Origin of the sequence: Streptomyces nogalater (assembly GCF_039532885.1) — a bacterium.
Lineage (GTDB): Bacteria > Actinomycetota > Actinomycetes > Streptomycetales > Streptomycetaceae > Streptomyces > Streptomyces nogalater.
Genome location: NZ_BAAASM010000020.1, coordinates 56,608 through 75,741 on the forward strand (window position 1 = coordinate 56,608; position 19,134 = coordinate 75,741).

Sequence of the window (19,134 nt, forward strand, 5' to 3'; positions counted from 1 at the left end):
CATCGCCCAATAGTTCGCCCCGGTGCGGCACTTTTTCGGCACGGGCCCATTGACGGGACCTGGCCGCGGTGCCTACGGTCCCGGCAATCCACTTGAAACCTTTCATGACCCGGTGGACGGCCCGGCGGGCCCTTCGCGGGCACCGCATGCGCCCTCCGGCGGGAACGGCGTGACCGACCTCGGTGGGTCGGCCGTGTTCGACGCCCGCGCCATCGGCCGGGTACCACTTCCGAGGGGACGGGGCCTGTTCATGCGACGCGTGTGCTTCCTGCTGAAGGTCAGGGCGGACCGGCTCGACGAGTACCGGGCGCGGCACGAGGCCGTCTGGCCGGAGATGCTCGACGCCCTGAAGACGACCGGCTGGCACAACTATTCGCTGTTCCTGCGCGAGGACGGCCTGCTCGTCGGCTATCTGGAGACCGAGGACTTCGCCGCCGCCCGGGCCCGGATGGCCGCCACCGAGGTCAACGCCCGCTGGCAGAAGGAGATGGCACCCTTCTTCGAGTCCCTGGACGGCGCCCGGCCCGACGAGGCCATGCGACCGCTCACCGAAGTGTTCCACCTGGCCTGACCGGGAGCCGCACGGATGGGACTCTCGCCGACCGGGCCGGCCCGCACCCTGCTCGACCCCCGGGCCCTGTACTTCGTCTCCTGCGACGGCCTGGTCAACACCAACTCCTTCCAGAAGTACGGCCTGTCGACCCACCGCGGCCACCAGTACGCCGTCTGGTACACGGCGAGCCGCGAGGCGGTCGTGGCCCGCCGCAGGACCGGCGCCGCCACCTGGTCGGCCGTCACCCTGCCCCACCGGCTGAAGGCCGACGACTCCCACAACGTCATCTGCGTGGGCGTCTCCCCGGCGGACGGCCGCCTGCACCCGAACCTCGACTCCCACAGCGACGGCTTCCACTACGTCAAGTCCGTCGCGGGGCTCCTGGACGACCCCTCCGGCACCGCCTGGGGCCCGTCCGCCTTCGGAGCCGTGGGGACCACCCTGGACGGCCTCCCGCTCACCGACCGGTTCACCTACCCGCAGCATGTATCCGCACGGCCTCGACTACGACCGGCGCGGCCGGCAGCACGCCCTGTTCACCTGGCGGGAGCGGGACCCGGCCGTCCTCCGCGGCACCGGCGGACCGACCAACCACGACACCGGCTATGTCTTCTCCGACGACCGCGGCCGGACCTGGCACGACGACGCCGGTGCCGCGGTGGGCACCACCGGCGGACCGGACCGGGTCCACGTCACCGGCACCGGCCTGGTGGTGGACCCGCTGGGCCCGGACCACTGCCTGATGAACCAGGAGAGCCAGTGCGTCGACTCGGCCGGCCGGCCGCACGCGGTCATCAGCCACCTCCCCGTCCGCCTCGGCCCGGCGACCACCGGTTACGCCGCCGCCCGCACCGCCCACGCCCGCGCCCACCATTTGCGCAAGACCGCCTCCGGCGCCTGGCTGAAGACCGAGATCCCCGTCCCGCTCCGCTCCAGCCAGCGCACCAGGCTGGTCCTGGACCGCCACGACAACGCCTACGCCGTGCTGCCCTACGGCCGGATCGCCACCGCCTCGGCGGCCTCCGGCTACACCGACTGGACGCTGCTGTTCGACGGCGCCGGACTGAACGCTTTCGGCGAGGTGGTGGTGGACGAGACCCGGATCGCGGCGGACAACGTCCTGTCGTTCATGTACCAGGAGAAGTCCGCCGGTACGACGCCCTCGCCGCTGTACGTGGCCGACTTCGGCCTGCCGGCGTGACGGTAATGTGAGGCTCGTCCCGCCGCATCCCGTCCCCTGGAGGTCCGAAGCCCGATGGCCCAGTCGGTGGGTATCAAGGACGTCGCCCGCGCCGCCGGAGTGTCCGTGGGCACGGTGTCCAACGTCATCAACCGCCCGGACACCGTCGCCGGCGAGACCCGGGCCCGGGTGCTGTCCGCGATCGACCGGCTCGGCTACGTCCGCAGCGAGTCGGCGCGCCAGCTGCGGGCCGGCCGCAGCCGGATCATGGGGCTGCTCGTGCTCGACATGGGCAACCCCTTCTTCGTGGACGTGGCCCGCGGCGCCGAACGGGCCGCCCGGGAGGCGGGGCTCGGCGTGATGGTGTGCAACAGCGCCCAGGACGCGGCCGAGGAGGCCGAGTACCTGTCGCTCTTCGCCGAGCAGCGGGTGCGGGGCGTGCTGCTCACGCCGGCCGATGCCACCGGCCGCAACATCGCCGCCTTCCGCCGGCACGGCATCCCGTTCGTGCTGGTCGACCGGGTCGCCGAGGGCACCACCGAGTGCTCGGTCTCGGTGGACGACGTCACCGGCGGCGCGCTCGCGGTGCGCCACCTGGTGGACGCCGGGCACCGCTCGATCGCCTACGTCAGCGGGCCGCCCGGACTCAACCAGGTCCGCGACCGGCGCACCGGCGCGCTGTCCGCCCTCGCGGAGGCCGGGCTCGGGCCCGAGGCGCTGCGCGAACTGCCCACCGAACGCCTCGACGTGGCCGCGGGCCGGGACGCGGGCGCCCGGCTGCTCGGCCTCGCCGACCGTCCCACCGCCGTCTTCTGCGCCAACGACCTGCTCGCCCTCGGGCTGCTCCAGGCCATGTACGCGGCGGGCGTCACCGTCCCCGACGACCTGGCGATCGTCGGCTACGACGACATCGAGTTCGCCGCCGCGGCGGCCGTCCCGCTCACCTCCGTGCGCCAGCCCGCCGTCACCCTGGGCGCCCTCGCCGCCGAACTGCTGCTGGAGGAGACCGAGCGGGGCGAGCGGACCCACGAGCACCGCCGGGTGGTGCTCCAGCCGGAGCTGGTGGTGCGCCGCTCCAGCCTGGTCGCGCGCTGACGGCCCGTCCGGCGCCCGGCCGTGATCCCGGGGTGGGGCCCGCGCGCGCTCATGTGCTGAACTGGGACCCGTCCGTACCGCCCGTCCCGGGAGACCCGTTGAGCCACAGCTACCGCCAGCCCGGCGTCGTCCTCACCGACCACCACTTCACCGTGCCCCTCGACCACGCCGACCCCGGGGGCGAGACCATCGAGCTGTACGCGCGCGAGGCGGTGGCGAGCGACAAGGCCGGGCAGGACCTGCCCTGGCTGGTGTACCTCACGGGCGGCCCCGGCTTCGGGGCGCATCGCTTCGTCGGACGTCAGTCGTGGCTCGACCGGGCCCTGAAGGAGTACCGCGTCCTGCTGCTCGACCAGCGCGGCACCGGCCGTTCCACCCCCGCCACCCGGCAGACGCTCCCGCTGCGCGGCGGCCCCGCCGCCCAGGCCGACTACCTCACCCACTTCCGCGCCGACTCCATCGTCCGCGACTGCGAGGCCATCCGCCCCCGCCTCACCGGCGGCGCCCCGTGGACCGTGCTCGGCCAGAGCTACGGCGGCTTCTGCACGGTGACGTACCTCTCCCTGGCTCCCGAGGGCGTGCACACCGCGCTCGTCACCGGCGGCCTGCCCTCCCTGGACGCCCACGCCGACGACGTCTACCGGGCCGCCTACCCGCGCATCGAACGCAAGGTCGCCGCCCACTACGACCGCTACCCGCAGGACGTGGCGGCGGCCCGCCGGATCGCCGACCACCTCCTCACCCACGACGTGGTCCTCCCGAACGGCTACCGCTTCACCGTGGAGGCCTTCCAGTCCCTCGGCCTGATGCTCGGCACGGGCGACGGCAGCCACCGGCTGCACCTCCTGCTGGAGGACGCCTTCGTGCGCACGCCGTCCGGCCCGGAGCTCTCCGACGCCTTCCAGGAACAGGCGCAGACCCTGCTGTCGTACGCCGCCCACCCCCTCTACGCCCTGGTCCACGAGTCGATCTACGGCCAGGACGCCCGCCCCACCGCCTGGGCCGCCGAACGCGTCCGCGCCGAGTTCCCGCGGTTCGACGCGGCCAAGACGCTCGCCGGGGACGGCCCGGTGCTCTTCACCGGCGAGACCGTCCACCCCTGGATGTTCGAGACCGACCCGGCCCTGCGGCCCCTGCGCGAGACCGCCGGCCTGCTCGCCGCCCGCACCGACTGGCGCCCGCTGTACGACCCGGTCCGCCTCGCCGCCAACGAGGTCCCCGTCGCCGCGGCCGTCTACCACGACGACATGTTCGTGGACGCCGCCCACTCCCTTGAGACCGCCGCCGCGATCCGCGGCCTGCGCCCCTGGGTCACCAACGAGTACGAGCACGACGGCCTGCGCACGGCGCCCCGGGTCCTGGACCGGCTGCTGTCCCTGGTGCGCGACGAGCTCTGACGGAAGGGCTTTCGCAGGTCAGTAGGCTGGTCCCCATGCCGGAGAAGACCACCGACCCCGCCGACCTGCGGGGCGACTGCGCACAGTGTTTCGGGCTGTGCTGTGTCGCCCTGCCGTTCGCCCGCTCCGCCGACTTCGCGGTGGACAAGTCCGCGGGCACGCCCTGCTCGAACCTCCAGGAGGATCACCGCTGCGGCATCCACGCCCGCCTGCGGCAGCGGGGGTTCACCGGCTGCACCGTCTACGACTGCTTCGGCGCCGGCCAGAAGGTGTCCCAGGTCACCTTCGGCGGGCGGGACTGGCGCGGCGCGCCGAAGGAGCACGCGCGCCGCATGTTCGACACCTTCCCGGTCGTCCGGCAGCTGCACGAGCTGCTGTGGTATCTCACGGAGGCGCTGGGACTGCCCGCCGCCGCGCCCGTCCACCCCGGGCTGCGCCAGGCCCTTGAGCACACCGAACGGCTCACTCGGCAGAGCCCCGAGGAGCTGGCCGCGCTGGACGTGGCCGCGCACCGGGCGGAGGTCAACGTGCTCCTGCTGCGCACCAGCGAGCTGGTCCGGGCCGGCGCCACCGGCAAGGGCAAGGGGAAGGCGAAGGGCAGGGACCGGCGGGGCGCGGACCTGATCGGCGCCCGGCTCAGGGGCGCCGATCTGCGCGGGGCGAGCCTGCGCGGCGCGTACCTGATCGCCGCCGACCTCACCGCCGCCGACCTGCGCGACGCCGACCTGATCGGCGCGGACCTGCGCGACGCCGACCTCACCGACGCGGACCTGACCGGGGCGTTCTTCCTCACCCAGCCGCAGGTGAACGCGGCGCGGGGCGGCCCCGGTACCCGGCTGCCGGCGTCAGTCACCCGCCCCGCGCACTGGACAGCGGCCGGCTGAGCGGGGCTCCGCCGGGTGCTGCCGCGGGTCGGCGGCGGGTTCGTCGTGGGCCGGGTGCGCCGCGCGCCGCGTCGCTTCGGGGCGCCGGCGTCGCCGTTCCAGCCGTAGCCGCAGCCCCTCCGGCATCAGCGTCAGGCGTTCGGTCACGGTCAGGCGGTAGCCGGGGTCGGCGTGCAGTTCGTAGCGGCGCAGCAGCAGACCGAGGACCAAAGTCGCCTCGTGCAGGGCGAACTGCCGGCCGATGCAGGCCCGGGCCCCGGTGCCGAACGGCTTGAAGGTGTGCGGCGGACGGGCGCGTACGGCCGCCGGGGCGAAGCGGTCCGGGTCGAACCGCTCGGGGTCCGGACCCCACACCTCCGGCGCGCGGTGCAGCATCGGCGTCAGCACCAGGGCCCACGCGCCCCGGCGCATCGGGTGCTCCCCGGCCAGCACCGTGTCCTCGCGGGCCTCGCGGGCGAAGGCGGGCGCGGTCGGCCACAGCCTGAGCGACTCGTCCAGCACCCGGCGGACATAGCGCAGCCGGGCGACCTGGTCGTAGCGGGGGTGCGGGGTGTCGCCCCAGACGCGGTCCACCTCGGCGCGGGCCCGGGCGGCGATCTCCGGGTGCCGGGCGAGGTAGTACAGGGCGAAGGAGAGCGCGCCCGAGGTGGTTTCGTGGCCCGCCACCAGGAACGTGATGACCTGCTTGCGCACATTCTCCGCGGACAGCCGCTCCCCGGTCTCCGGGTGCGCGGTGGCCAGCATGCGGTCCAGTAGATCCCCCTCGCCGCCCTGGGACCGGCGCCGGGCCGCCACCAGTTCGTCCACCGTGCGGTTCAGACAGGCCATGTCGGCCGCGTTGCGCCGGGTCGCGGTGCGCAGCAGCAGCGGGGCCAGCGGTACGGGGACGGTGTTGAGCCGCTGGGCGTAGGCCAGGGTGCCGACCATCGCGGTGACGAAGGGGTGCGGGCGGTCGCGTTCGAAGGAGCGGAAGTCGTGCCCGAAGCCGGTCCGGGCGATCGTCTCCAGGGTCAGCCGGGTCATGTCGCCGGGCACGTCCACCGTGCGCCCGGCCGCGAGCCGCCGGTCCCAGTGGTCGGTGAGCCGGCCGGCCACGGACAGCATCATGCCGTGGTAGCCCTCCATGGCCTCCCGGCTGAACCCGGGTGCCAGGACGTCGTGCGCCAGTTGCCAGTTGGACTCGTGGTTGTAGGCGGTGAACAGGCCGTCCCCGGCCACCGGCCGCAGGTTGGCGACGCCCAGCCCGACGTGCTTGGCGAACCGTGACTCGTCGGCGAGGTCGGCGACCAGCCGTGCCCCCCACACCAGCACGAACTCGTGGCCGAAGGCCCGGCGCCGGAAGATCGGGCCCAGTTGCCGGGCGTGCCGCAGGGAGTCCTGGAGCGGGCGGTGCCGGTCGGCGCCGAGCACATCGCCGAGCAGCGGCAGCCGGCGCGGCGGGTGCGGTATGCGGTGCAGTTCGGGCCAGCCCTGCTCGGCGCTCCGGAAGCCCTTCGGCGGCCGGTTCCCCGTGGTCTTCGTCGTCTCCGCCATGGCGTGATCCCCCTTGATCAAGCGGATGGTTGACGCCGCCCCCGCGTGTTGGACGTGGGTTCAATAACGCGTTTCAGTGTGGTGCCGCTGTTGAACCGGCGTCAAGTAAAGTGACGCCATGCCCGCGAACGAGGGGGAGCGCGCCCGGCGCCGGCTCAGTACCGAAGAGCGCCGTGAGCAGTTGCTGTCGGTCGGCGCGAAGCTGTTCTCGGAGAGCGCCTACGACGATGTGTGGGTGGAACGGGTCGCCGAGATCGCCGGGGTGTCGCGGGGCCTGCTGTATCACTACTTCCCCACCAAGCGGGAGTTCTTCGCCGCGGTCGTGGAGCGCGAGAGCGAGCGGATGCTGCGGATGACGGCGGCCGTGCCCGGGGTGCCGGTGCGCGAGCAGCTGACCGCCGGCCTCGACGCCTATCTCGGCTATGTCGAGGCGCACGCGCACGGTTTCCGCGCCTTCCACCGCGCCGCCGCGGCCGGCGACCCCGCCGTGCGCTGTGTCTACCAGCGGTCGCTGGCCGCGCAGGAGCGGCAGATTCTGGCCGCGTTCGCCGCCGACCCGGAGTTCGGGCCGGTCGTGGAGACCGCCCCCGAGGTGCGCCTGGCGGTGCGCGGCTGGCTCGCCTTCACCACCGCCGTGTGTCTGGAATGGCTGAGCGGCGAGGGCCAGTTGTGCCGCGAGCGGGTGCGCGACCTGTGCGCCCGCGCGCTGCTGGGCGTCCTTACGTAACCCGGAACGATTCCGTCCGCCGGTGCGGCGCGGTTGGCGCGCGCCTCGAACTCCGATAGGTTAGGCAAGGCTTACCTAAGGAGGTCTCGGATGGGTGACACGCAGGACTGGACGGCCGCCCCCTGCGCGGCGGAACGGGCACGCTCGGTGCTGTCCGTCGCATGGTCGTGCGCGGTGACCGCGGACGGCGTGCGCGAGGAGTACGCCGGAGCGCACACCGTGACCGAGGACGGCCGGGTGCGGCTGACGGTGCCCGACGACAGCGGTCTGCTCGCCGCCGCCCTGTGCGCCCCGCGCCAGGAACCCTCCGCCCTGCTGGAGTTCGCCGACGTGGCCCCCGTGCCGGTGCGCCACCGCGTCCGGGCCCGGCTCTTCCTCTCCGGCCGGCTCACCCCGTCCGAGGGCGACCTGCTCTTCCACCCCACCCGGGTGGTGCTCCGGCGGGCCTCCGGGCCGGTCGTCATTGACCTCGACGAGTTCACCGCCGCCCGGCCCGACCCCCTCGCCGGGGCCGAGGCCCGGCTGCTCACCCACCTCGCCGACGCCCACCCGGACGCCGTCGAACGGCTCAGCCGCCTGGTGCGGCCGGAGAGCCTGCACGCCGCGACCCGGGTGGCGCCGCTCGCCGTCGACCGGCACGGACTGACCCTGCGCATCGAACGCACCCGCGCCCACGGCGACGTACGACTGCCCTTCCACACGCCCGCCGACGACGTCCCCCAGCTCACCGAGCGCATGCACGCCCTGCTCGCACAGGCCGCCGCGGCGGGCTGCCCCCGGGCGCTACAGCGGCAGCGCGCAGACGGCGACTGGTGACGCGAACGGCTCGCCGGCCGGGCGCAGTCCGCCGTCCTCGGCGTCGACATGGAAGACGGTGACCGTGCCGGAGCGCTGGTTCGCCGCGAACAGCAGCCGGCCGTCCGGCGAGAAGGCGATCTGCCGCGGGAAGTCCCCGCCCACCGGCACCGTGCCCAGCAGCCGCAGCCGGGCCCCGGCGGCCTCGACGGCGTACCGGGCGAGGCTGTTGTGGCCCCGGTTGGCCAGGAACGCGAACCGGCCGTTCGCCGTCACCAGGATCTGCGCCGGATAGTTGGTGCCGCCGGCCGAGCCCGTCGGCTGCGGCGCGCCGATCCTCAGCCGTCCGGAGCGCGGGTCGTAGGCGCACACGGCCACCGTGTCGTCCACCTCGTTGGCCAGGTAGGCGTACCGGCCGCCGGGATGGAAGGCCAGCTGGCGCGGGCCCGCGCCGGGCCGGGTGTGCGCCCGGGCGGCCTCCGTGAGCGTGCCCCGCACCGGATCGAGGCGGTAGGTGTAGACGGTGTCGGTGCCCAGGTCCACGGCGAGGACGTGCCGTCCGTCGGGGGAGGTGACGAACTGGTGGGCATGCGGGCCCTGTTGGCCGGGACCGGGCGCCGGGGAGGTGTGCGTGACCCGGTCGGTGCGCTCGCCCAGGGCCCCCGAGGCGTCGATCGGGTGCACCGAGACGCTCCCCGAGCCGTAGTCGGCGCTCAGCAGCCAGCGGCCGGAGGGGTGCACCGACAGATGGCAGGGACCCGCGCCGCCGGTGCTCCGGGTGCCGAGGACCCGCCGGTCCGCGAGGCGCACGGCCGTCACCGCGCCGTCCTGCCGCTCGGCCACCGCGTACAGCGTGCGGCCGTCCGGGTGCACGGCCAGATACGACGGGTCGGCCACCCCGGTGAGCGTGCCCGCCCCGGTGATCCGGCCCGACCGCGGGTCGTACGACGCGATGCCGATGCCGGTGCCGCCGCCCGCCACGGAGGTGTAGGTGCCCACGTACAGCGGGCGCGGCCCCGACGGCCCCCGGGACGGCGCCGCGGGTTCCGGCGTACCCCGGGTGGCCGGGGCCTGTGCCGAGGGTGTCACCCGGGTCGTGCACCCGGTGAGGGCCGCCGTGCCGGCCACGGCCCCCACGAACCGGCGCCTGGTCCACCCGCCCCCGCGCTCCCGGCTGCGCGCGGATGCCCGTGACTCCGTCTCCATGCCCCACCTCAGGTCGTCGGCCGGCCCGCTCCTGACAGGACACCTTGACCCGCGCCCGCCGGGCGGGGCAAGCCGTCGCCGTGCCCGGGCGGCCCCGGCGCACCTCACCGGGAGCGGCTGCCGAGGCCCGCGCGATTGCGCCACAGCTCCTCCTGGACGCCGAGCCAGTCGCGCAGCCGGGCCAGCCGGGGCAGCTTGGAGCGGTGCTCGCGGGAGACCCGGTCCAGCTCCTCCAGCAGCCGCCGGGTGCGGTGCTCGGTGTTCAGCTCGTCGATGATCCTCGTGGTCTCGGTCAGCACGGCGCCCAGCAGCTGCCAGTCCGTCCAGTCCTCGGCGATCTCCTCGCGCAGCAGCTGCGCCAGCCGGTCCCGGGTGCCGGCCGCCGTGTGCAGTTCGGCCGACAGCCGGGCCTCCGCCGACTCCGCGTCCTCGCTCAGATGAGTGGTCACCAGCACCGCGAAGCTGACCACCGCGTCGGCGATCTCCGACAGCAGCTGTTCCACGGTCGCCCCCACCCGGGGCGGGAACAGGTCCTTCGAGCCGCGGGCCTTCGCCAGGTCGGTGAAGGAGCGGGCCAGCACCCGCAGCACCACCGTGCAGATCTCCAGTGTGTCCAGGCCGGTGCGCAGCACCACCCGGTGCAGCAGCCCCTCCTTCACCCTCGGATTGAGCCGCAGACTGTCCTCCGCCTGCCGCAGCGCCGCGTCCACCCCCGTGATGTCGTGGTCCAGCCGGCGCGCCTCGTGCAGCCGCTCGGCCGCCCGCTCCCAGGGGACCCGGCCCGCGGCCTCCTCGCCCATCCGCAGCATCAGCTGGCGCACCCGCCGGGCCAGGCCCGCGATCGACCGGCCCGCCTCGTCCACCCACACGGGCGGTGGCAGCAGCAGGTTGCAGGCGGTGCCGACGGCCGCGCCGATCAGCGTCTCCACGATGCGGGCCCACGCGGTGTACCCGACCGTGGCGCCGAGCACCAGCATGGCGCTGATCGCCACCTCGGCCGTGTACTCGTCCACCCGGACCAGCCGGCCCACGGCCAGCGCGGCGACGATGAGCAGGGCCAGGCTCCACCAGGTCAGTCCCACCAGCACACTGAACGCGATGGCCACCAGCACCCCGGCGACCACCGAGTTCACCCGGCGGATGCCGTTGGTCAGCGTGGCGTAGAACGTCACCTGGACGACCAGCAGCGCGGTGAGCGGCGCGGTGAGCGGGGCCGGCTCCGGGCTCAGCCGGAGCGCGATGACATAGGCGACCGACGCGGCCCCGGCCGACCGCAGCGTCTGGACGACCGCCGGTTCCCGGCGGCGCCTCAGCACCCGCCGCAGTCCCGAGGTCCACTTCCGTACGTTGATCATCCTTTGGCCTGTTCCCGTTCCTGGGGCAGGTCGAACGTGGCCGTTAGCGGGCTGTTTCCGGCCACGCCCGCCACGGCGTGGACCGGAGGGCTCTCAGACGTACAGCTTGTCCAGGAAGGCGAAGAGGTTTCCCCGGGTCCGCTCTATCTGCTCCTGAAGGGTCAGGCTCTCCTCGAACCGCACACCGGACTCCGGCAGCTTCCTGCCGCGCACATACAGCGAACACGCCAGGTCGGTACACATGTACAGCCCGACCGAGTTCCCCTCCCGGCCGGCCGCGCCCGCCTTGCGCGCGGTCATCAGCGACACCCCGCCGCCGGGATGCGTGGTCAGGCACACCGAGCACAGGCTGCGGTGCAGGAAGCCGCGCTGCGAGGACGGATAGCGCAGGGCCACACCGGTGAGCAGGCCGTCGCGTTCGGTGACCAGATAGCTGCGGTCGGGCGCGCCGGGATCGCGCCAGCCGAGGAAGTCCAGATCGTCCCAGGGGCGCTCAGCGAGGTCGCGCGGCACGGCCAGACGCTTGGCCTCGCCCTTGGAGCAGTTGACGAAGGAGGTGCGGATGTCCTGCTCGGTGAGCGGTCTCATGGGGGGCGGGTCCTTCCGGATACGACGGCATGCTGCCTAGGGACCCTAGGCAGGCGACTATCGTATTTAGCTCTACGCGTGTGGGCTAATGGTTTTCCGGTTGGGGCTACTCGGGCGTCTCGGGCCGCGCCCGCGGGGGCCAGACCCCGGGCAGCAGCACGCCCAAGGCGTAGGCGCGGGCGATCAGTTCGGTGCGGTTGGCGGCGCCCCAGCGCGCCGACAGCCGCCGCAGGTGATAGGTGACGCCGTCCTTGCTGAGCCCCAGCTCACGGGCCGCGCGGGCGGTGGTGGCCCCGCCGGCCAGCAGCGCCAGCACCTGCCGTTCCACCTCCGTGGTGGGCACCGGCTCCGGCCCGGGCGCGGTGCGCTCGCCCAGTACCCGCAGCATCACCAGCAGCGCCGGTGTCTCCTCCGCGCTGTCGCTCACCGGGTCCGCGGTCAGCTCCCCGTACCGCTCCGCCCCGCCGGGCGCCCGCCAGCACACCGACACCTGGTAGCGGGAACGGTGCCGCAGCCGCAGCGCCTCGGCGATCCGCTCCACCTGACCGGCCTCCTGCGGCCGGAACAGCTCCAGCACCTGCCGACCGCGCAGCCGTCCCGGCGTGGTACCGCACTCCGTGGCCATCGCCGGGTTCGCCAGCACCACCTGGCCGTACACATCGCACACCGCCACCGGTACCGACACGCGGTCGAACACCAGCAGCGCGCGATTGCGCCAGGTCACCGCGTCGGCCCGTCCCGCCTCCATCGCACCTCCCGGTCCGCCGGCCGCCCGCCCATCAAAGAGGAAAAGGCAGGTCAGCGGCAACTCGGGCGGTGGACGGGCAGGGCATCCGGCGGGTGCCGGCCGGCCGTCCCCGGCGCCGGCCGGACACCGGGTGGCACGGCCCGGTCACGCGCGGCCGCGCAAGGCCTGTCGCCGACTTATCCCTACACGATCGTGTAGTGCCGTGGCCCCGGTCCGGCCCGCCCGTCGCCCACCCTGGAACGCAGGAGCCCCATCCCGCGAAAGGCAGTTGTCGCGTCATGCCCCCCACCACACTGCGCCCCGAGCCCGCCGCCACCCTGCCCGGCGTACCCGTTGTCGACATCACCGCCACCGGCCCCGGCCGCACCCCCATCCAGCAGGTGATGGAGCTGATGCGCGAGCACGGCCCGGTGCTGGTGCGCCGGCTGCACGGCCGGGACGCCCTGTTCGTCGCCGACGCGGACCTGGTCGCCGACCTCGCCGACGAGGAGCGGTTCGCCAAGCACGTCGGACCCGCCCTGGAGAACGTCCGCGAGTTCGCCGCCGACGGCCTGTTCACCGCCTACAACGACGAGCCCAACTGGGCCAAGGCGCACGACATCCTCATGCCCGCCTTCGCGCTCGGCTCGATGCGCACCTACCACCCGGTGATGCTGAAGGTGGCCCGGCGGCTCATCGACTCCTGGGACCGGGCGGCCCGGTCCGGCCGGCCCGTCGACGTGCCCGACGACATGACCCGCATGACGCTCGACACCATCGGACTGGCCGGGTTCGACTACGACTTCGGCTCCTTCGAGCGCGCCGAACCGCACCCCTTCGTGGAGTCGATGGTCCGCTGCCTGGAGTGGAGCATGACCCGCCTGGCCCGCACCCCGGACGGGGACCACACGGCCGCCGACGCCGCCTTCCGGGCCGACGCCGACTACCTCGCCCGGGTCGTGGACGACGTCATCGCCGTCCGCACCGGCACCGACCAGAGCGGCGCCGAGGACCTGCTCGGGCTGATGCTCAGCGCCCCGCACCCCGCCGACGGCACCACCCTGGACGCGGCCAACATCCGCAACCAGGTCATCACCTTCCTGATCGCCGGCCACGAGACCACCTCCGGCGCCATGTCCTTCGCCCTGTACTACCTGGCCAAGCACCCCGCCGTGCTCCGGCTCGTCCAGCGCGAGGCCGACGCGCTGTGGGGTGACACGCCCGACCCCGAGCCGACGTACGACGACATCGGCCGGCTCACCTACACCCGCCAGGTGCTCAACGAGGCGCTGCGGCTGTGGCCGACGGCCGCCGCGTTCAGCCGGCACGCCCGCGAGGACACCCTGCTCGGCGGCCGGCTCCCGCTGCGCGCCGGCCAGGCCGTCACCGTCCTCTCGCCGATGCTGCACCGCCAGCCGGTGTGGGGGGACAACCCGGAGCTGTTCGACCCCGAGCGGTTCACCCCCGAGGCCGAGGCGGCCCGCCCGGTGCACGCCTTCAAGCCGTTCGGCACCGGTGAACGCGCCTGCATCGGACGGCAGTTCGCGCTGCACGAGGCGACCATGCTGCTCGCCCTGCTGGTCCACCGCTACCGGCTGCACGACCACACCGGCTACCGGCTCACCGTGAAGGAGACCCTCACCCTCAAGCCCGAGGGCTTCACCCTCACGCTCACCCCGCGCACCGCCGCCGACCGCGCGCACGCCCCGCTGCCCGGCACCGCCCCCGCGCCGGCCCAGGGCACCCCCGCCCCGGGCACCCTTCCGGCCCGGGTCCGCCCCGGCACCCGCGCCCTGTTCCTGCACGGCAGCAACTACGGCACCTGCCGCGACTTCGCCGCCCGGCTCGCCGACGAGGCCGCGGCCGTCGGCTGCGCCACCGAGGTCGCCGCCCTGGACGCCTACGCGGACGGCCTGCCCGCCGACCGGCCCGTGATCATCACCGCCGCCTCCTACAACGGCCGCCCCACCGACGACGCCACCGCCTTCACCGCCTGGCTCGACGGCACCCCCGACCTGACCGGCACGACCTACGCCGTGCTCGGCGTCGGCGACCGCAACTGGGCCGCCACCTACCAGCAGGTCCCCACCCGAATCGACGCCCGCCTCGCCGAACTCGGCGCCACCCGGCTCACCGAGCGCGCCGCCGCCGACGCCTCCGGCGATCTCACCGGCACCGTACGGGAGTTCACGGACCGCCTGCGCACCGCGCTGCTCACGCAGTACGGCGACCCGGACGCCGCCCCCGGCACCGTGGAGGAGCCCGCCCACGCCTACGAGGTACGCACCCTGACCGGCGGTCCGCTGGACGCCCTCGCCGAACGGCACGGCCTGGTTCCGATGACCGTCACCGAGGCCTACGACCTCACCGCGCCCGGCCACCCCCGCACCAAGCGGTTCCTGCGGATCGCCCTGCCCGAGGGCGTCACCTACCGCACCGCCGACCACCTGACCGTGCTGCCCGCCAACGCCCCGGAGCTGGTGGACCGGGCACTCGCCGCGTTCGGCCTCGACGCCGACGCCGTCCTGGACATCCGGGCCACCCGGCCGCGCCGATGGGGGTCCCCCGGCGCAAGCGAAGCCGAGCGTGGGGGAGGCCTCGCCGTCGACCGGCCGCTGACGGTACGCGAACTCCTCACCCACCATGTGGAGTTGCAGGAACGGCCGACCGACCGGCAGCGGGCCCTGCTCGCCGGGGCCAACCCCTGCCCGCCCGAGCGCGCCGCCCTCGCCGCCCTGACCGGCGACGACCCGCGCACCCTGGTGGAACTGGCCGAGGACCACCCCGCGCTGCGCGGCGCCCTCGACTGGCCCCTCCTGCTCGACCTGCTCACCCCGCTGCGCCCGCGCCACTACTCCATCTCCTCCGCGCCCGCGGCCGACGCCCGCCACGCCGACCTGATGGTCTCCGTGCTCGACGCCCCGGCACGCTCCGGCAAGGGCCGCTACCGGGGCACCGGCTCCGGCCACCTCGCCGCCCTGCGGCCCGGCGACACGGTGTACGCCCGGGTCCAGCCGTGCCGCGAGGCGTTCCGGATCGACGGCTCGGCGCCGGTGGTGATGGTCGCCGCCGGCACCGGTCTCGCGCCGTTCCGGGGCGCCGTCGCCGACCGGCTGGCCGCCCTCCGCTCGGGTGCCGAACTCCCGCCCGCGCTGCTGTACTTCGGCTGTGACGCGCCCGACGCCGACTATCTGCACGCCGACGAGCTGCGGGCCGCCGAGCGGGCCGGCGCGGTCACGCTGCGCCCGGCCTTCAGCGCCGCCCCCGTCAAGGGAGCCGCCTTCGTCCAGCACCGCATCGCCGCCGAGAGCGACGAGGTGTGGCGGCTGCTGAGCGCCGGGGGGCGGGTGTACGTGTGCGGCGACGGCGCCCGCATGGCACCCGGCGTCCGCGCGGCGTTCCGTACCCTGTACCGGGACCACACGCCCGGCGCCGGCACCGAGCAGGCCGAGCGGTGGCTCGACGCGCTGGTGGCGGACGGACGTTACGTGGAGGACGTGTACGCGGCCGGGTGAGCCCGCCACCCCCGCTCCGCTTAGCTCATAGCGTGAACTAAGGCGTGGGGTAATGTCGCGCCCCGCTGCCCGAAGGAGTATGTTGCAGGTCGGGCACGGTTCGTGAAGGGAGCCATATGGCGGGGCGCAACGGGCGCACGGTACGCGACCTGAGACGAGGCAACCGCACGGCGGTGCTCCAGCGGCTGTACTTCGACGGCCCGCTCAGCCGTTTCGAGCTGGGCCCGGCCACCGGACTCAGCTCCGGCTCGGTCAGCAACGTGGTCGCGGACCTGATCGCCGACGGCCTGGTCGAGGAGGCCGGCAGCGTCGACTCCGACGGCGGCCGGCCCCGCACCCTGCTGCGCGTCGCCCCGCACAGCGGACAGATGATCGGCGTCGACGTCGGCGAAACCCGCGTCCGGGTCGAGCTGTTCGACCTGGCCCTGACCGAACTGGCCCGGGTGGAACGGCCGTTGACCCCGCAGGGCTACGACGTCGAGGTCATCGCCGGCCACATCCGCGACGGCGTCGCCGAGGTCCTCACCGCCGAGCGGGCGGCCCCCGACCGGCTGCTCGGCGTCGGCGTCGGCGTCCCGGGCATCGTGGAACACACCCCCGACCAGGGCGCCGTCGTCCACGGGCAGACCATCGGCTGGGACGCCGTCCCGCTGGAGCGGCTGCTGCGCTCCGCCTCCCCGCTCCCGGAGGGGGTGCCGTACCTCATCGACAACGGCGCCAAGACCCTCGGCCAGGCCGAGATGTGGTTCGGCGCCGGGCGCGGCGCCCGCAACGCCGTGGTCGTGCTGTTCGGCTCCGGCGTCGGCGCCTGCCTGGTCACGCCCGAGGTGGAGCACGGGCGGGCCGTGGAGTGGGGCCATCTGACGGTACGGGTGCGCGGCCGGCGCTGCCGCTGCGGTGCCCCCGGCTGCCTGGAGGCGTACGCCGGCGCGGAGTCGCTGCTCGCCCGCTGGCGCGAGGAGGGCGGCCGGCCGCCCGAGGACACCGACGAGGAGACCGCGCTCACCGCGATGCTCGCCGCCGCGTACCCGCCCGAGGGCACCGCGCCGGACCCGGTCGCGCTGGCCGTCCTGGAGGAGACCGCCGAGTACCTCGGCGCCGGACTGTCCGACCTGATCAACCTCTTCCAGCCCGAGCGGATCCTGATCGGCGGCTGGGCGGGCCTCCAGCTGGGCACCCGCTTCCTGCCGGCCGTCCGCAGGCACGCGGCGACGTACGCCCTGCGCCACCCGGGCGGCCAGGTGACCATCGACCTCGGCCGGCTCGGCCCGGACGCGGTCACCGTCGGCGCCGCGATCCTGCCCCTGGCCGACTTCTTCGCGAGCGGGGGCCGCCGCCCGGAACCGGCCACCGAGTCCCCGCTCCCCACCTGGCACACGGCTCTCCGCGAAAGAACGCCGCGCTGACCCCGGCCGGGGCCCCGGCGGCTTTGGCGGACGGGCGCGGATCCGAGTGGGTCCCGCCCCGCGTGCCTACGCCGGTGACTCCTCCGGGCCGGGGTGTTCCGGGTGCACCGTGCCCGTCCGGGGCGCGCCGCGGGGCCCGGTGCCGGCCTCGTCCGTGTCCGGCGCGGTGTCCTCGTCGTCCGTCTCCGGCCCGCCCTCGGCAGGCCGCCCGGGCGCGGTGACGTCCCACCGGTCCTCCTCGGCGCCGGCCTGCTGGTCGGGCATGTCCCTGGGCACCGGCCGCTCCTCGCCGCCGGATCCGGGTTCCCGCACTGCCATGACGTACCTCCATTCGTCCGTCGGTCCGGGGCCCGCTCAGCCGGCCTTCCGTCCCCGCATCGGCTCGGTCTCCATCCCGCCGCCCTGCCGCAGACCCGCCAGGAACTCCTGGATCACCTCGGTCGCCGTCCGCCGGGGACGCCAGCCCAGTTCGGTGTGGGCCCGCGTGCAGTCCATCAGCGGCAGCCGCAGCACGGCGTCGAACAGGTGCGGGGACGCGGGCAGCAGGTGCAGCCCCCAGGCGGCGGCGATCGCCGAGCGGGCCGCCGTACGCGGCAGCCGGACCGGCCGGGAACCGAGCAGCTCGGCCAGGACGGTGGCGTCCAGCGGGGGATCGGCGGCCAGATTGAAGGGGCCCCGGGCGTTGTCCGAGCGCACCGCGAGCCGGTAGGCCTCGGCCGCGTCGTCGGTGTGCAGCGCCTGCACCCGCAGTCCGGGGATGTCCGGCAGGAACGGCAGCAGCTCCGGCCGGGCCAGCGGGCCGGGGAGGAACCGCCCGCCGAAGATCCGTCGCTGCTCGCTCGCCGACTGCCACTTGAACAGGAACGCCGGGCGCATGCGCACCACCCGTACCTCGGGGTGGTCGCGCTCGAACACGTCCAGCGTGCGCTCCAGATAGGCCTTCTCCCGGCAGTACGCCGCGTCCGGCCAGCCGTGTGTCGGCCAGGACTCGTCCACCGCGTGGTCCTTGGGCCCCGGCGAGTACGCGCCGACGGAGGAGGCGTGCACCAGCACCGGCACCCGGGCCGCCGCGACCGCCTCGAACACCCGGATGCCGCCCAGCACATTGGTCCGCCAGGTCTTGACCGGGTCGTGCGTCGGCTGGAACGCCCAGGCGAGGTGGATCACGGCGTCGGCGCCCTCGAACCGCTCGGCGAGGTCCTCCTGGTCCGCGCCCAGGTCCACGGCGGACCACTCGGTCTTCGGCGGCGACCACTCGGGCGTCCGCCGGGCCAGCCCGTGCACCGACTCGACCTCCGGGTCCTCGGAGAGCAGGCGCACGACACTGGTGCCGACATTGCCGGTGGCACCGGTCACGATCACTCTGCTGCCCGCTGAGCTGCTCACCTTGGGCTCCTCTCGTCGGCGGGGCGGGGCTGCGACGAGCGCCCGGGTACCCGGGCACCCGGCGCACACACGCGGCGCGGGGCGGCACCACCGCCCCTGGCTTCCCGCCGTTCCGCCAGGCCGGCGCCCCTGTCGCGTTGTGGGCGGCGGCAGCCCGGACATAGGGTCACGGCATGTCTCTCCGTCTCCGTATGCGTCAGGCACTGCCGGAAGCGATGCGCGCCCGCGACAAGGCCGCCGTGAGTGCCCTGCGCGGAACCCTGGCCGCGCTGGACAACGCCGAGGCGGTGCCCGTGGGCGAAGCCGCACTCCGTGGCGTGGCGCTCGAACAGTCACCGCTCGGCGCCGGCACCACCGAAGCCGCGCGGCGCGAGCTGAGCGAGCACGACGTGATCGACGTCGTACGTGCCGAAGCCGCCGAACGACTGGAGGCCGCAGCGCGGTTGACCGCACCGGCACACGCGGACCGGGCCGCGCGGCTGCGCGCGGAGGCCGACGTGCTGCTCGGGTTCCTCGACGGCGCCGAACCCGCGCAGGACACACCGGCGACGCGCGGCGCCGGCGGCTGACCGGCCGGGTCACTGACGGCAGAACCACCTGCGAAGGGCCGCGGACCGGGTGGCGTGGACCAGCCGGGTGCGTACGGAGCGCCGTGCCGGGGGCAGCGGCAGCCGGGTCTGCCGGACGTAGGCCTTCCATTCCTCGTACACGCCGGGCGCGAGAACGGCGGCGAGCAGTATCGCGGGGATCACTACGGCGGACAGCACGGCGACAACTCCTTCCTCAC

Annotated in this window: 17 protein-coding genes and 1 pseudogene; 10 read left to right on the forward strand and 8 right to left on the reverse strand. The window is 74.5% G+C overall.

The features are described 5' to 3' along the window. Nucleotides 1–250 precede the first annotated feature (250 nt). The 5 genes and pseudogenes from ABD350_RS16050 to ABD350_RS16070 all read left to right on the forward strand — a co-directional run bounded on the left by ABD350_RS16050 (nt 251) and on the right by ABD350_RS16070 (nt 5,109). Nucleotides 251–571 (forward strand): L-rhamnose mutarotase, encoded by a 321-nt coding sequence (locus ABD350_RS16050; protein WP_344348768.1) that lies wholly within the window; start codon nt 251–253, stop codon nt 569–571. A 15-nt stretch (nt 572–586) separates the two neighbouring features. Continuing rightward, nucleotides 587–1,754: pseudogene (locus ABD350_RS16055) on the forward strand (BNR repeat-containing protein). 54 nt (nt 1,755–1,808) lie between these two features. Next, complete coding sequence (locus ABD350_RS16060; protein ID WP_344348769.1) at nt 1,809–2,828, forward strand: LacI family DNA-binding transcriptional regulator; 1,020 nt, start codon at nt 1,809–1,811, stop codon at nt 2,826–2,828. A 98-nt stretch (nt 2,829–2,926) separates the two neighbouring features. Then, nucleotides 2,927–4,225, forward strand: coding sequence for an alpha/beta fold hydrolase (locus ABD350_RS16065; RefSeq protein WP_344348771.1), 1,299 nt, complete (start codon nt 2,927–2,929; stop codon nt 4,223–4,225). Between the two features lie 35 nt (nt 4,226–4,260). Then, complete coding sequence (locus ABD350_RS16070) at nt 4,261–5,109, forward strand: pentapeptide repeat-containing protein (protein WP_344348772.1); 849 nt, start codon at nt 4,261–4,263, stop codon at nt 5,107–5,109. Here ABD350_RS16070 and ABD350_RS16075 read toward each other — a convergent pair. Next, nucleotides 5,071–6,642, reverse strand: a complete 1,572-nt coding sequence (locus ABD350_RS16075; RefSeq protein WP_344348773.1) for a cytochrome P450 — start codon at nt 6,640–6,642, stop codon at nt 5,071–5,073. The two genes, ABD350_RS16070 and ABD350_RS16075, sit on opposite strands and share 39 nt — an antisense overlap. 118 nt (nt 6,643–6,760) lie before the next feature. Between ABD350_RS16075 and ABD350_RS16080 the strand changes: the two genes are divergently transcribed. Together ABD350_RS16080 and ABD350_RS16085 are read left to right on the forward strand one after the other, a co-directional pair. Next, nucleotides 6,761–7,369, forward strand: a complete 609-nt coding sequence (locus ABD350_RS16080) for a TetR/AcrR family transcriptional regulator (protein WP_344348775.1) — start codon at nt 6,761–6,763, stop codon at nt 7,367–7,369. A gap of 90 nt (nt 7,370–7,459) precedes the next feature. Further along, a complete protein-coding gene (locus ABD350_RS16085; protein WP_344348776.1) occupies nt 7,460–8,185 on the forward strand; it encodes a DUF2470 domain-containing protein in 726 nt (241 codons plus the stop codon). Here ABD350_RS16085 and ABD350_RS16090 read toward each other — a convergent pair. The 4 genes from ABD350_RS16090 to ABD350_RS16105 all read right to left on the reverse strand — a co-directional run bounded on the left by ABD350_RS16090 (nt 8,153) and on the right by ABD350_RS16105 (nt 12,061). Beyond that, entirely contained in the window at nt 8,153–9,370 is a 1,218-nt protein-coding gene (locus tag ABD350_RS16090; protein ID WP_344348777.1) for a lactonase family protein, read from the reverse strand. The two genes, ABD350_RS16085 and ABD350_RS16090, sit on opposite strands and share 33 nt — an antisense overlap. Nucleotides 9,371–9,474: 104 nt before the next feature. Beyond that, nucleotides 9,475–10,725, reverse strand: coding sequence for an FUSC family protein (locus ABD350_RS16095; protein ID WP_344348778.1), 1,251 nt, complete (start codon nt 10,723–10,725; stop codon nt 9,475–9,477). A 93-nt stretch (nt 10,726–10,818) separates the two neighbouring features. Continuing rightward, the gene (locus tag ABD350_RS16100; RefSeq protein ID WP_344348780.1) at nt 10,819–11,313 is read right to left on the reverse strand and encodes an FBP domain-containing protein; all 495 of its coding nucleotides are present in this window, start codon (nt 11,311–11,313) and stop codon (nt 10,819–10,821) included. 106 nt (nt 11,314–11,419) lie between these two features. Next, the gene (locus ABD350_RS16105; RefSeq protein ID WP_344348781.1) at nt 11,420–12,061 is read right to left on the reverse strand and encodes a PAS domain-containing protein; all 642 of its coding nucleotides are present in this window, start codon (nt 12,059–12,061) and stop codon (nt 11,420–11,422) included. Nucleotides 12,062–12,339: 278 nt separating this feature from the next. On the opposite strand from ABD350_RS16105, the gene ABD350_RS16110 reads away from it, so the two are divergent. Continuing rightward, nucleotides 12,340–15,555, forward strand: a complete 3,216-nt coding sequence (locus ABD350_RS16110) for a cytochrome P450 (protein WP_344348782.1) — start codon at nt 12,340–12,342, stop codon at nt 15,553–15,555. A gap of 116 nt (nt 15,556–15,671) precedes the next feature. After that, complete coding sequence (locus tag ABD350_RS16115) at nt 15,672–16,961, forward strand: ROK family transcriptional regulator (protein ID WP_344348783.1); 1,290 nt, start codon at nt 15,672–15,674, stop codon at nt 16,959–16,961. A gap of 66 nt (nt 16,962–17,027) precedes the next feature. Here the strand turns inward: ABD350_RS16115 and ABD350_RS16120 are convergent, their stop codons facing one another. Then, nucleotides 17,028–17,279, reverse strand: a complete 252-nt coding sequence (locus ABD350_RS16120; RefSeq protein ID WP_344348784.1) for a hypothetical protein — start codon at nt 17,277–17,279, stop codon at nt 17,028–17,030. Between the two features lie 36 nt (nt 17,280–17,315). Further along, nucleotides 17,316–18,347, reverse strand: a complete 1,032-nt coding sequence (locus ABD350_RS16125; RefSeq protein WP_344348785.1) for an SDR family oxidoreductase — start codon at nt 18,345–18,347, stop codon at nt 17,316–17,318. Nucleotides 18,348–18,562: 215 nt separating this feature from the next. Here ABD350_RS16125 and ABD350_RS16130 point away from each other — a divergent pair, with 215 nt between their 5' ends. Beyond that, entirely contained in the window at nt 18,563–18,916 is a 354-nt protein-coding gene (locus ABD350_RS16130) for a GatB/YqeY domain-containing protein (protein ID WP_344348919.1), read from the forward strand. 9 nt (nt 18,917–18,925) lie between these two features. On the opposite strand, the gene ABD350_RS16135 is transcribed toward ABD350_RS16130, so the two are convergent. Continuing rightward, nucleotides 18,926–19,114 carry a hypothetical protein gene (locus ABD350_RS16135; protein WP_344348786.1) on the reverse strand — a complete coding sequence of 63 codons (189 nt, stop codon included), beginning with the start codon at nt 19,112–19,114 and terminating at the stop codon, nt 18,926–18,928. Nucleotides 19,115–19,134: the final 20 nt, after the last annotated feature.

What these genes read in the sequence shown, in the direction of transcription:
- ABD350_RS16050 (WP_344348768.1), top strand. Translation starts at nt 251, where the DNA reads ATGCGACGCGTGTGCTTCCTGCTGAAGGTCAGGGCGGACCGGCTCGAC.
- ABD350_RS16060 (WP_344348769.1), top strand. Translation starts at nt 1,809, where the DNA reads ATGGCCCAGTCGGTGGGTATCAAGGACGTCGCCCGCGCCGCCGGAGTG.
- ABD350_RS16070 (WP_344348772.1), top strand. Translation starts at nt 4,261, where the DNA reads ATGCCGGAGAAGACCACCGACCCCGCCGACCTGCGGGGCGACTGCGCA.
- ABD350_RS16075 (WP_344348773.1), bottom strand. Translation starts at nt 6,642, where the DNA reads ATGGCGGAGACGACGAAGACCACGGGGAACCGGCCGCCGAAGGGCTTC.
- ABD350_RS16080 (WP_344348775.1), top strand. Translation starts at nt 6,761, where the DNA reads ATGCCCGCGAACGAGGGGGAGCGCGCCCGGCGCCGGCTCAGTACCGAA.
- ABD350_RS16085 (WP_344348776.1), top strand. Translation starts at nt 7,460, where the DNA reads ATGGGTGACACGCAGGACTGGACGGCCGCCCCCTGCGCGGCGGAACGG.
- ABD350_RS16090 (WP_344348777.1), bottom strand. Translation starts at nt 9,370, where the DNA reads ATGGAGACGGAGTCACGGGCATCCGCGCGCAGCCGGGAGCGCGGGGGC.
- ABD350_RS16095 (WP_344348778.1), bottom strand. Translation starts at nt 10,725, where the DNA reads ATGATCAACGTACGGAAGTGGACCTCGGGACTGCGGCGGGTGCTGAGG.
- ABD350_RS16100 (WP_344348780.1), bottom strand. Translation starts at nt 11,313, where the DNA reads ATGAGACCGCTCACCGAGCAGGACATCCGCACCTCCTTCGTCAACTGC.
- ABD350_RS16105 (WP_344348781.1), bottom strand. Translation starts at nt 12,061, where the DNA reads ATGGAGGCGGGACGGGCCGACGCGGTGACCTGGCGCAATCGCGCGCTG.
- ABD350_RS16110 (WP_344348782.1), top strand. Translation starts at nt 12,340, where the DNA reads ATGCCCCCCACCACACTGCGCCCCGAGCCCGCCGCCACCCTGCCCGGC.
- ABD350_RS16115 (WP_344348783.1), top strand. Translation starts at nt 15,672, where the DNA reads ATGGCGGGGCGCAACGGGCGCACGGTACGCGACCTGAGACGAGGCAAC.
- ABD350_RS16120 (WP_344348784.1), bottom strand. Translation starts at nt 17,279, where the DNA reads ATGGCAGTGCGGGAACCCGGATCCGGCGGCGAGGAGCGGCCGGTGCCC.
- ABD350_RS16130 (WP_344348919.1), top strand. Translation starts at nt 18,563, where the DNA reads ATGCGCGCCCGCGACAAGGCCGCCGTGAGTGCCCTGCGCGGAACCCTG.